10 protein-coding genes are annotated in these 11709 nt (G+C 66.5%); 5 read left to right on the top strand and 5 right to left on the bottom strand.

From position 1 onward, the window contains the following. Positions 1–112: 112 nt before the first annotated feature. Positions 113–814: a class I SAM-dependent methyltransferase gene (locus tag B0G38_RS11065; protein ID WP_264669498.1), complete on the top strand. Its 702-nt coding sequence runs from the start codon at positions 113–115 to the stop codon at positions 812–814. Further along, positions 807–1973 (top strand): FAD-dependent oxidoreductase, encoded by a 1167-nt coding sequence (locus B0G38_RS11060; RefSeq protein WP_264669497.1) that lies wholly within the window; start codon positions 807–809, stop codon positions 1971–1973. Before B0G38_RS11065 ends, B0G38_RS11060 begins: the two co-directional genes overlap by 8 nt. Here B0G38_RS11060 and B0G38_RS11055 read toward each other — a convergent pair. Then, positions 1970–2467: a DUF2231 domain-containing protein gene (locus tag B0G38_RS11055; RefSeq protein ID WP_264669496.1), complete on the bottom strand. Its 498-nt coding sequence runs from the start codon at positions 2465–2467 to the stop codon at positions 1970–1972. The genes B0G38_RS11060 and B0G38_RS11055 overlap by 4 nt on opposite strands. A 162-nt stretch (positions 2468–2629) precedes the next feature. Here B0G38_RS11055 and mshA point away from each other — a divergent pair, with 162 nt between their 5' ends. Continuing rightward, positions 2630–3862 carry a D-inositol-3-phosphate glycosyltransferase gene (gene mshA, locus B0G38_RS11050; protein ID WP_264669495.1) on the top strand — a complete coding sequence of 411 codons (1233 nt, stop codon included), beginning with the start codon at positions 2630–2632 and terminating at the stop codon, positions 3860–3862. A gap of 55 nt (positions 3863–3917) precedes the next feature. Here the strand turns inward: mshA and B0G38_RS11045 are convergent, their stop codons facing one another. Genes B0G38_RS11045 through B0G38_RS11030 form a run of 4 tightly spaced genes read right to left on the bottom strand, consistent with a single transcriptional unit; the run spans position 3918 to position 8764 of the window. Continuing rightward, positions 3918–5147 (bottom strand): kynureninase, encoded by a 1230-nt coding sequence (locus B0G38_RS11045; RefSeq protein WP_264669494.1) that lies wholly within the window; start codon positions 5145–5147, stop codon positions 3918–3920. A 24-nt stretch (positions 5148–5171) separates the two neighbouring features. After that, positions 5172–6071: a MaoC/PaaZ C-terminal domain-containing protein gene (locus tag B0G38_RS11040; protein WP_264669493.1), complete on the bottom strand. Its 900-nt coding sequence runs from the start codon at positions 6069–6071 to the stop codon at positions 5172–5174. Beyond that, a complete protein-coding gene (locus B0G38_RS11035) occupies positions 6068–7411 on the bottom strand; it encodes a 3-oxoacyl-ACP reductase (RefSeq protein ID WP_264669492.1) in 1344 nt (447 codons plus the stop codon). Before B0G38_RS11035 ends, B0G38_RS11040 begins: the two co-directional genes overlap by 4 nt. A 3-nt stretch (positions 7412–7414) precedes the next feature. Next, positions 7415–8764 carry an acetyl-CoA C-acetyltransferase gene (locus B0G38_RS11030; RefSeq protein WP_264669491.1) on the bottom strand — a complete coding sequence of 450 codons (1350 nt, stop codon included), beginning with the start codon at positions 8762–8764 and terminating at the stop codon, positions 7415–7417. 73 nt (positions 8765–8837) lie between these two features. Here B0G38_RS11030 and B0G38_RS11025 point away from each other — a divergent pair, with 73 nt between their 5' ends. After that, positions 8838–9566, top strand: coding sequence for a TetR/AcrR family transcriptional regulator (locus B0G38_RS11025; RefSeq protein WP_264669490.1), 729 nt, complete (start codon positions 8838–8840; stop codon positions 9564–9566). A gap of 10 nt (positions 9567–9576) precedes the next feature. Then, positions 9577–11694 (top strand): acyl-CoA dehydrogenase family protein, encoded by a 2118-nt coding sequence (locus tag B0G38_RS11020; protein ID WP_264669489.1) that lies wholly within the window; start codon positions 9577–9579, stop codon positions 11692–11694. Positions 11695–11709 lie beyond the last annotated feature (15 nt).

Here is an 11709-nt window from a genome sequence, read left to right as displayed (position 1 = left end):
GGAATGGAGACCCCCCAGCGCGCCGCCCAAGGCCCCGGAAAGGGCACGAAAGCGAACCCCACGGCCCAAAATTGCCCCTTGTTCAGCGCCCTCCTAGGCGCGGCAGGCAGCAGTGGGTTTTCTGGCCGAGCGGGCGGTCGATGCCGTCGAGGAGATGGACCGGCCTGACTGCGATGAGCGGAAGCTGGCGCGCACCTACCGGCAGTTTCCGCTCATTAACTGGGCCGTGTCGGGCTGGCATGGCGTCTACCGGCGGCAGCTGCGCCCGTTGCTGAGGCCGAACGGTCCCAACACCTTGCTGGATATCGGCTCGGGCGGCGGCGACATTCCCCGGGCGATCGCCAAGTGGGCCGCCCGCGACGGCATCCCGCTGGTGATCACCGCGATCGACCCGGATGAGCGAGCGCATGCCTTCGCCGTCTCCCGGCCGAAGGTGGACGGTCTGGTGTTCCACCGCGCGCTCAGTTCCGAATTGGTGGCAGAGGGACGCACCTTTGACCTCGTGACTTCCAACCACCTGCTCCACCACCTGGATGCCGCCCAGCTGACGGCGCTGCTGTCAGACTCGCAGCAGCTGTGCGCCCGCGCCGCCATCCACAACGACATCCGCCGCAGCCCGGTGGCCTACGGCCTTTTTTCCGTCGGGACGCTGCCGTTCTTCCCCGGTTCCTTCATCCGCGCCGACGGGTTGACGTCCATCCGCCGCAGCTACACCACCCACGAACTTGCCCGGATTGTGCCGCCGGGCTGGACGGTCAGCACCAAGAGGCCCTTCCACCATCTGCTCACCTACAGGCCGCAGAGCGATGCATGACGTTGCCATCGTGGGCGCCGGTCCCGTAGGGCTGCTGCTCGGAATTCTGCTCCGGCAGCGCGGCCTCGACGTCGTTATCCTTGAGCAGCGCAGGCGGCGGAGTGATCATTCGCGTGCTATCGGGATCCACCCGCCCGCGCTCGCCGTCCTGGCCGAAGCCGGCGTAGCGGAAGAGCTCATTGCCGCCGGTGTGCAGATCAGGGACGGAGTGGCGCGGCGCAGTGGCCGCGATATCGCCGTCCTGGACTTCGGGTGCGTGCCCGGGCCGCATCCGTACGTGCTCGCAGTGCCCCAGGTACTAACGGAGCGGATCCTGGAGCAGCAGTTGCACACGCTCGGCGGCAGGGTCCATTACGGCAGGACGGCCCAAAGGATTGACGACGGCGGGGGCCGGGTGACGCTGGAAGTCAGCCGCTGCGGCGGGACCGCTGGCAGTGCCGGCGGCAGCACCGACCCAGGACGGGAGGAGGTCTACGCCCGGCTGGCCGTGGCGGCCGACGGCGCCCGCTCCACTGTCAGGGACCTCCTGAAGGTGCCCGTGGCATCGCGGCGCTACCCCGACACCTACCTGATGGGCGACTTCGCCGACAACACCTCCGACGGAGCCACCGCCGTTCTCTACCTGGAGCCGGACGGCATCGTCGAGTCCTTTCCACTGCCCGGCGGCCTGCGCCGTTGGGTGGTCCGGACCCGCGCGCTGGATCCTGCGCCGGAGCCGGGCCGGCTGGCCGATCTGATCTCCGGGCGCACCGGCCGTACCGTGGACGTCGCCACGAATTCGATGCTCAGCTCGTTCGCCGTGCGCTGGCGGCGGGTCCACCGGATGGTCCACGGCCGCGTTGCCCTGATCGGTGACGCCGCCCATGAAATCAGCCCGATCGGCGGACAGGGCATGAACCTGGGGTGGCTGGATGCTGCCGCGCTTGCCCCGATCATTTCCGCGGCACTTCAAGGACAGGACACCGGCGAACAATTGCGCGTGTTCGACCGCAGACGGCGCGCCGCAGCCGCTACGGCAGGCTGGCAGGCCCACCTGAATATGGCGCTCGGGCGGCCGCTTCCGCCGGCGGTGCTGGATGCCCGGAACAGCTTTCTGCTGCCCGCCCTGGCCATCCCCGGTGCAGCCGCAGTAGTGGCCCGCCGGTTTACCATGCACTAGCCCTCGCTGAAGCTGCCTTGCCACACGGCACGGGCACCGGATTCGCCCACCTGGACAATCATGACCGTCGCCCCCACGCACACGGCTGCAACCACCAGCACGGCCAGGGCAGCGAGTACCCGGGTCCACACCTTGCCGAGCTTGCGGCGGATGCCGGCCGCCGCCGTCGTGCCGTAGCGGAACCACAGCCATTGGCCCAAGGCGGCAATAAAGATGCCGATCACCCAGGGCAACATCATTTCGCCCAGCGCTTCGTGCTCCTGGACCAGCCGGGTTTCATCGATCCGCTCCAGCAGCCACTCGCCGGCCTGCTGGGTGATCGGGACCAGCACCAGGGCGGCCAGGGCGATCAGCGGCGTCACAATGCCCAGCCTTCGCCGCGCCGTCGGCCAGACCAGGCTCAAAATGGTGCACAGCGCTGCAACCGGAATGACGATGACCGTGGCATGGACCAGCAGTACATGCATCGGCAGTCCATTGACTTCGTACTCCATGGCGGTGCTCCCCTTTAACTCCGATGGCTTTCGTCGCCGCGGCCGGCTGTGACGTTTCATCGGCCCCAACGCGTTTACTGATCCAGACGCGTGCGGCCGGCAGAAGGTTCAGCAGCGACTAAAGTTGATGCTAAGTCCGCCAGCCCTGAGGGAAGGAAGCCTATGCGCCCCCTGCGCCGAATCGCGGTCCTCTCCCTCCATACCTCGCCGCTGGCCGTGCCCGGCGGCGGAGACGCGGGTGGCATGAACGTTTACGTCCGGGCGGTCTCCCGGGAACTCATCGCGATGGGCGCCCAGGTTGATGTCTTCACCCGCTCCACGGTGGAGGATCAGCAGCCGGTTGAGTATCCGCGGCCGGGGGCGCGCGTCATCCACCTGCCCGGTGCCCCCGCGGACACCGTGCCCAAAGAGGAACTCCCCCGGCTGCTGCCGCGGCTGGAGGCAGAACTGCGCAGGTTCACGGCCGCCGACAACGCCGGACCCTACGATGTGATCCATTCCCATTACTGGCTCTCCGGCGCCGTGGGGCTTCAACTCCAGCGCGATTGGCGGGTGCCCCTGGTGCATTCGATGCACACCTTGGCCAAGGTCAAGAACCGCCACCTGCAGTCCGGCGAATCCGCGGAGCCGCAAATCAGGATCGCCGGTGAACAGGACGTCGCTGACGGCGCGGCCCGCCTCATAGCCAACACGCTCACCGAGGCCACCGAGCTCAAGGAGCTGTACGGATCCGCGGGCGACAAGATCGATGTGGTTCCGCCCGGTGTGGATCTGTCGAACTTCACGCCGGAAGGCCGGGACGAGGCGCGGCGCAGCGCAGGCATCGCCCCGGACGTATTCCATATCTGCTTCGCCGGACGGATCCAAGCACTGAAGGGGCCGCAGGTATTGGTTCACGCCGCGGCGCGCCTGAAGGAGCTCTGCCCGGACATGCGCCTGCAGATCACCGTCATCGGTGAAGCCAGCGGCGCGAGCAAGCTGGAACTGGGACCGCTGATACACCAGCTCGGCCTGGAGGAGACGGTCCGGCTGCTGCCACCGGTGGGCGCTGCCGACCTGGCCGACCACTTCCGCAGCGCCGACGTCGTGGCAGTGCCCTCCTACAGCGAGTCTTTCGGCCTCGTGGCGCTTGAGGCACAGGCCTGCGGTACACCGGTGGTCGCCACCAACGTCGGGGGCCTGCCCTCGGCGGTCAGCCACGGCGTTACCGGGCTGCTGGTGGACGGACATGCGGCACAGGACTGGGCCTCGGCCCTGCGCGAGCTGTACGAGTACCCGGACTTCCGCCACCGCCTCGGGGCCAGCGCGGCGATCCATGCCGCCGCCTTCGGCTGGGAACAGACCGCTGCCCTGACCGCCCACAGCTACCAGCACGCGGTGGACCACTTCGCGTAGCGCCGCCGTCGCCATGCCTGTCCTGTCCGGCCTGGCCGTCGGCTGACAGCCGCGATCAGCCGAGCGCCAGTTCCGCCTCGATTGCTGCCACCCCGACGTAGACTTCTTCGAAGCTGGTGGACAAGGGCGATAGTCCCAGCCGCAGGCCGTCGGGTTCGCGGAAGTCCGGAATGATTCCCTGGTCCCAGAGCCTGCCCACCACTTTCTCGAAGGACGGATGGTCGATGGTGATATGGCTGCCGCGCTGCACGTGGTCCCGAGGTGAGGAAATAACGACGCCGTAGCCCGCCAGCAGCTCGTCCGTCACCTCGACGGCAAATTCCGTCAGGGCCACGGACTTGGCACGGACATTGTGGATTCCGGCGGTGCCGATCAGGTCCACCATGTCCTGGATGGCCGTCATGCCGATAATCGGGGGTGTCCCGCTTGCAAACCGGCCGATGCCCGCTGCCGGCTCATAGCCCTGCCCCATCTCGAAGGGCTCGGCGCTGCCGATCCACCCATGGATCGGCTGGCGGAAATGCTGATGCTCGGCCCTGACATAGGCCCAGGCCGGGGCGCCGGGACCGCCGTTGAGGTACTTGTAACTGCACCCGACGGCGAGGTCCACGCCCCAGGCGTCCAGCTCCACCGGGACAACACCAACGGAATGGCACAGATCCCACAAGACCAGGGCCCCGGCGTCGTGCACTGCCTGCGTAATCGCGGGCATGTCGGCCAGATACCCGGACCGGTAGGCCACGTGGCTGAGCAGCACCAGCGCCGTATCCGGACCTACGACGGACCGGACCAGTCCGGCGTCCACGCCGCCATCCTGCGGTGCCTCGAGCCAGTCCAGTTCGAGTCCGCATTCGTCCGCGATGCCCTCCACGATGAACCGGTCGGAGGGAAAATTGTCGCGGTCAATGACAATCCTGTTACGTCCGGGGCGGGCCTGGACTGCGGCCCGGGCCAGTTTGTACAGGAGCACCGTGGTGGAATCCGCCACGATGCACTGGCCCGGCGCCGCGCCCAGTGCCACCCGGCCCAACTCGTCCCCGATGCTTTTCGGCAACTGCAGCCAGGCCTCGTCCCAGCCGCGGATCAGACGGCCGCCCCACTGGTGCATCATCAGTTCCTGGACCCGTTCCACACTGGCTTGGAGCGGGCGTCCCAGGGAGTTGCCGTCAAGGTAGGCGGGGACCGTGGCGTCGTCGTGCCCCACAAAGCGGGCCCGGAACGACGCCAACCGGTCCGCTGTGTCCAGCTCGCGGGCACGCCTCAGAAATCGGTGGTCTTCAGTCATGGTGCCAAGCATACTTCCGGCGCGTCAGAGCGCGCGTACACTGCCGCTGAAGTGCTTGCGGTGGCTGCGCTCGCCCCAGCCGGTGAAGTCCGCGGAATCCCACCGGCCGTCCGCTTCGTGGTCCTCGATCCGCAGAGCAACCGTTGCCGGCAGGAACACCGGTGCGGCGAACTCGATGTCCCAGGCGAACGGCTCCGCTGCGACGGCCTCGACACTGTTGATGACCCGCGCGGCCAGGTACATGCCGTGAGCAATTGACCGTTTCAAACCGAGGATCTTGGCGGACAGTGCGCTCAGGTGGATCGGGTTGAAGTCGCCGGAGACGGCGGCATACTCCCGTCCCGCTTCCGGGCCCAGGCGCCATTTGGCCGTCGGCTGGGGCGGCACGAAGTCCTGCCTTTCGGGCCGGCTCGCCTTGTCCAGCCCGGGAACGTACAGTCCCTTGGCCAGGTAGGTGGACGTGCCCTCCCAGACGTTCTCCCCCGCTGCCTGGACATCGACACGCACGTCAACGCAGGTGCCGGCGTGATGGCCGGCCAGGTTTTCCGCCCATGCGGTGACCGCCAGGGGTTCGCTGTAGTCGATGCTGCGCAGGTGCCGCACCCGGTTGCCCAGATGGACCATGCCCAGCAGCGGGAGCGGGAAATCCGGGCGCGTCAGCACACTCATGACTACCGGGAACGCTGCCGAGTGGACGAACACGGAGGGCAGGCTGTCCCGCACCGTGCCGTGCAGCAGGTGCTGGAACGTGGTGACGTGCTCCAGGCTGACCTGCACACCCGTGACGGTGTGCTGCACGTGGGGCAGGGCATGGCTGCGTTCCAGCGCCCCCAGCTTGGTCCGCGCGGCCGTCGACAGCGCGCTGACATACAGCTTGGACAGGGACGGCAGCTCCGGGAGCGCAATGGCTTCGCGGGTGCTCATGCACCCACCAGGCTCTGGCCGCAGACCCGCAAGGTCTGTCCGTTAATGCCGCCCGCCGCATCGCTGACCAGGAAGGAGATCGTCTCGGCGACGTCGAGCGGAAGTCCGCCCTGCTGCAGGGACGGCAGCATCCGGCGTGCGATTTCCCGCGTCGCCATGGGAATCTTTGCCGTCATCTCGGTTTCGATGAAGCCGGGGGCGACGGCGTTAATGGTGCCGCCGCGTTCGGCGAAGGCCGCCGCGGAGGCGGCAACCATGCCGATGACCCCGGCTTTGGAGGCCGCATAATTGGTTTGCCCCCGGTTGCCGGCGATGCCGCTGGTCGAAGCAAGCGAGACCACCTGCGGAACCTGCGGGAACAGCTCGGAGGCGAGCAGTACCTCGTTGATCCGCAGCTGGGAGGCGATATTGACGCTGATCACCGAATTCCACTTTGCTTCATCCATGTTCGCCAGCAGTTTGTCCCGGGTAATGCCGGCATTGTGGACCACGATGTCCAGCCTTCCATAGCGGCTGTGCGCGTGTTCCAGGATTTTCTGCCCGGCGGTTTCACTGGTGATATCGAGCTGCAGCGCCGTTCCGCCGGTTTCGTTGGATACCTTCGCCAGTTGCTCGCCGGCGGCCGGTACATCCACACAGATGACCCGCGCGCCGTCGCGGTGCAGGACCTTGGCTATGGCAGCGCCGATGCCACGGGCTGCACCGGTAACGACGGCGACCTGCCCTGCCAGCGGCCGGTCAAAGTCTGCCGGCAGCTCCCCTTGTGGCGACCCGACGAGCAGGAACTGGCCGTCCACATATGCACTGCGTCCGGACAGGAAAAAGCGCAGGGCTGCCAGCGCGCTCGGCGCCTGGGCGTCCACGGCGTCGTCGAGCAGGATGCCGTTTCCGGTAGCGCCGCCACGCAGCTCATGTGCCAGGGAGCGCAGCGCGCCCTCGATCCCCTGCCGGGCAGCGGCCCGTGCCGGCGCATCGGCGGTGGAGGCCGGACGCGAGATCGTCACGACGCGCCCACCCGGGAGGAGGCTCCGCAGCGAGGAGCCGACGGCCAACATGGGCTCGGCAAGGTTCTCGGGATCGGATACCTCGTCCAGCACGGCGATGATCGCCCCCAGCTTGTCCTTGGGCCCGGCGTGACGGCGCACATCGAGTCCCCAGGCCAGTAGTTCCGTGGCCAGCGTCTCGGTACCGGCACTGCTGCCGATCAGGAGCACGGGTCCGGGAACCAAGGGCTGGCCCGGGTGGTAACGCCGCAGGATGGCCGGCCGTGGCAGGCCAAGCTTCTTTGCAATGTTCTTGGACAGCCCGGTGTTGACGAGCGTCAGGTAGGAATCCGTCATGGCTTAGCGGGCCTCCAGGATGGCGACGACGCCCTGTCCACCTGCTGCGCAGACCGAAATCAGTCCACGTCCGCGGTTGCCCTCCGCTGCCGCTTTCTCATGGAGCAGCTTGGCGAGCGTCGCTACAATCCGTCCTCCGGTCGCTGCGAAGGGATGACCAGCCGCGAGCGACGAACCGTTGACGTTGACTTTGCTGCGGTCGATGGCGCCGAGCGGTTTGTCCAGCCCGAGCTTGTTGCGGCAGAATTCTTCGCTCTCCCACGCCGCCAGATGGCACAGCACGGTGCCGGCAAAAGCTTCGTGGATCTCAAAGTAGTCGAAGTCATCGAAGGTGAGGTTGTTCCGCGCCAGCAACCGGGGCACGGCGTAGGCCGGTGCCATCAGCAGCCCTTCCTTGCCATGCACGAAGTCCACGGCTGCCGCTTCCGAGTCGACTATGTCCGCAAGCATAGGCAGGTCGTGCGCGCGGGCATAGTCTTCCGAGCCGATCAGGACCGTCGAGGCGCCGTCGGTCAGCGGCGTGGAGTTGCCGGCGGTCATTGTTGCTTTCTCGCCCAGGCTTTTGCCGAATACCGGTCCAAGCTTGCCAAGCTTCTCCAGCGAGGTGTCGGCGCGAAGATTCGCATCGCGGGTGAGGCCGTGGTAAGGGGTGACGAGATCGTCGAAGAAGCCGCGGTCATAGGCAGCGGCGAGGTTCTTGTGGCTGGCCAGGGCCAGTTCGTCCTGTGCTTCCCGGGGGATGTTCCAGGCGGCAGTGGTGAGGGCCTGGTGCTCCCCCATCGACAGCCCGGTACGAGGTTCGGCCGTACCAGGGGCGTTGGGTGCCAGGTCCTTTGGTCTGAGTTTGGCCACAGCCGTGAGCTTCTGCTGTAGGGTCTTCGCGCGGTTGAGCTCCAGCAGTACTGCGCGCAGTCCCTCGCTGACTGCTATCGGTGCATCCGAGGCGGAATCCACACCGCCCGCAATTCCCGATTCGATCTGGCCCAGTTTGATCTTGTTCGCTAGTCCCATGACCGTTTCCAACCCAGTGGCGCAGGCCTGCTGCAGGTCGTAAACGGGCGTCTCCGGTGAGAGGGCGGAGCCGAGCACGGCTTCGCGGGTGAGGTTAAAGTCCCGGGAGTGCTTGAGTACCGCCCCGGCGGCGACTTCGCCGATACGTTCGTCCTGCAGGCCGAAGCGTGCAACCAGGCCGTCGAGTGCCGCCGTGAGCATGTCTTGGTTGCTGGCGTTGGTGTAGGCGCCATTGGCACGGGCGAAGGGGATGCGGTTTCCACCGATGACTACCGCCTTGCGGATTCCCGCACCAGCGGCGGAGTCAGTGGAAGCGGCGGATACATCTGGTGAAGCAGCCATGGGGGCATTCTCCTCGGAGCTTGGTGGCAGATCAGCATTACTGCTACCTAGCGTACCTGATACGCTAGGTATCGTGAATACAGCTCTTGCGCACGGACAACCTGCAGCAGATGGAAGATCGGCGCGGTGGGATGCCCATCGGGTTACCCGGCGCCGTGAACTCATCAGGGCGGCCCGGCAGGCTGTGCACCGGCTGGGCCCGGACGCTTCGATGGAAGAGATCGCCGCGGCGGCAGGCACCTCCAAGCCGGTCTTCTACCGCTATTTCGGCGATAAGGCAGGTCTCCAGCGGGCGGTCGGCGAAGTGGTGATCGGACGCATGCAGAACAAACTGCAGGAAGCGGCGGAGACAGCAACAACGGCCCGCGAAGGCCTGCACGCGATGGTTTCGGTCTACCTGCAGATGGCTGAATCATCGCCCCATGTCTATGCCTTTGTTACCCGGCCCGGCGGAGCAGACCCATCTGCTCCAACGGGAATCGAGGCGGACGGCGCCGGTGGCGCAGCGGTCCTGAGCCACTTTTTCGCGGCCGTGACGACCATGATGGCGGCTCCGTTCCGTGCCCATCTGACAGCCGGCATGAGCACCGAAGCCCAGCTCAAAGCCGCATACTGGCCTCCCGCCGCCATCGGCATGGTCCGTGCGGCTGGCGAGCAGTGGCTCGGAACACCCGAAGGTGACGATAAGCCCAGCAGGGAGCAAATGACGGAGCAGCTCACCGGTTGGCTCTTTGACGGTATCGCCCAGATCGCGTCGAATGCCGGCACCAGCACTAGCAACAAGAACAAAACCACCAGCTGAAGGATCAAGGATGACCCAAGTGACAGTCCCCCAAACAAGCGCCCCCGAACTCCCGGAAGACGGCATCGCGGCCCCGGCCGCCGTCGATGTTGCCGCTCTGGGCGGCCATCTCCTCGGCAAATGGGCGGACATCCGACGGCAGGCACGCGAGCTGGCCGGCCGCCCCGAGGTTCAGGGCATCGACGGGCTGACCATGACCGAACACCGGGAACGGGTAACCGGTCAGCTCAAATACCTCGTGGACAGCGGTGCCGTCCACCGCGCGTTCCCGAAACACCTCGGCGGCGAAGACAACCACGGCGGCAACATCGCTGGCTTCGAGGAACTCGTGGTGGCGGATCCGTCGCTGCAGATCAAGGCCGGTGTCCAATGGGGGCTCTTCGGCTCAGCCGTGCTCCACCTGGGCACCAAGGAACACCACGACAAGTGGTTGCCGGGGATCATGAACATGGATATTCCGGGCGCCTTCGCCATGACGGAAACGGGGCATGGCTCCGATGTCGCCAGCATCGGCACCACCGCCACATACGATCCGCAGAGCCAGGAATTCGTGCTGCACACACCGTTCCGCGCGGCCTGGAAAGACTATCTGGGCAACGCCGCCAAGGACGGGCTTGCCGCCGTCGTTTTTGCGCATCTGATCACCCGCGGGGTTGACCACGGTGTGCACGCCTTCTTTGTGCCCATCCGCGACGAACAGCGCAACTTCCTGCCCGGCGTCGGCGGTGAGGATGATGGCCTCAAGGGCGGTTTGAACGGCATCGACAACGGCCGGCTGCACTTTGACCACGTCCGCATTCCCCGCACCAACCTGCTCAACCGCTACGGGGACGTCGCCGCAGACGGCACCTACAGCTCCTCCATTGCCAGTCCGGGCCGGCGCTTCTTCACGATGCTGGGGACTCTCGTGCAGGGCAGGGTGTCCCTGGACGGTGCAGCCGTGGCCGCAAGTAAGGTAGCGCTGTCCATCGCGATCAAGTATGCCAACGAGCGTCGCCAGTTCAACGCAGCTTCGGACACTACCGAGGAAGTGCTGATGGACTACCAGCGCCATCAGCGGCGCCTGCTGCCGCGGCTCGCGACGACATATGCGGCCTCCTTCGCCCATGAGGAACTGCTCGAGCAGTTCGACGGTGTCTTTTCGGGAGCCCACGACACCGACGAAGACCGACAGGACCTGGAGACGTTGGCCGCGGCCCTCAAATCCTTGAGCACCTGGCACGCCCTTGACACCATTCAGGAGTGTCGCGAGGCCTGCGGCGGCGCCGGATACCTCGCCGAGAACCGGCTCCCGTCGCTGTACGCCGATCTGGATGTCTACGCTACCTTCGAGGGGGACAACAACGTCCTGCTGCAGCTGGTCGCCAAGCGTTTGCTGGCGGACTACGCCAAGGAATTCCGCCATGCCGACTTCGGCGTGATGGCCCGCTGGGTGGCCCACAAGGCCGCCGACGCCACGCTGCATAGGACCGGCCTGCGGCAGGTCGCCCAGACCTTTGTGGACAGTGGCTCCGAGAAGAAGTCCGCCAATTACCTCAAGGATGAAAACACCCAGCGCCAATTGCTGACGGAGCGGGTGTCGGCGATGGTCAAGGAGGCGGGCAATGCCTTGCGCAGCGCCAGCAGGATGCCCCCGGCCGAAGCCGCAGCGCTGTTCAATGAGCACCAGAACGAACTCATCGAGGCGGCGCGGGCCCATGCCGAGTTGCTGCAGTGGGAGGCCTTCACCAGGGCGCTGCCCGGCATCGAGGACCGGGACACCCGCCAGGTCCTGACCTGGGTCCGTGACTTGTTCGGGCTGGGTCTGGTGGAGAAGAACCTCGGCTGGTACCTGATGAACGGCCGGCTCTCCGCGCAGCGCGCCAGGACGCTCGGCGACTACATCAACAGACTGCTTTCCCGTCTGCGCCCGTTCTCGCTGGACCTTGTGGATGCCTTTGGCTACGGCCCGGAGCATCTGCGCGCGAAAATCGCCTCAGGTGCGGAAGGCGCGCGCCAGGACGAGGCCATGGCCTATGCACGCAGACGCCGGGCCAGCGGCGCGGCTCCCGTGGATGAGAAGATCCTGATCGCCCGCCAGAAAGCGGCGGCCAAGCGAGAGAAACGCCGGGCCGCGGCCGGGAACTGACAAGCGCAAGCGCCC

The sequence above is a fragment of the Crystallibacter permensis genome, assembly GCF_025960875.1.
GTDB lineage: Bacteria > Actinomycetota > Actinomycetes > Actinomycetales > Micrococcaceae > Crystallibacter > Crystallibacter permensis.
Note: the sequence above shows the minus strand (reverse complement) of the source record. Positions and strands in the feature narration are given on the sequence as shown.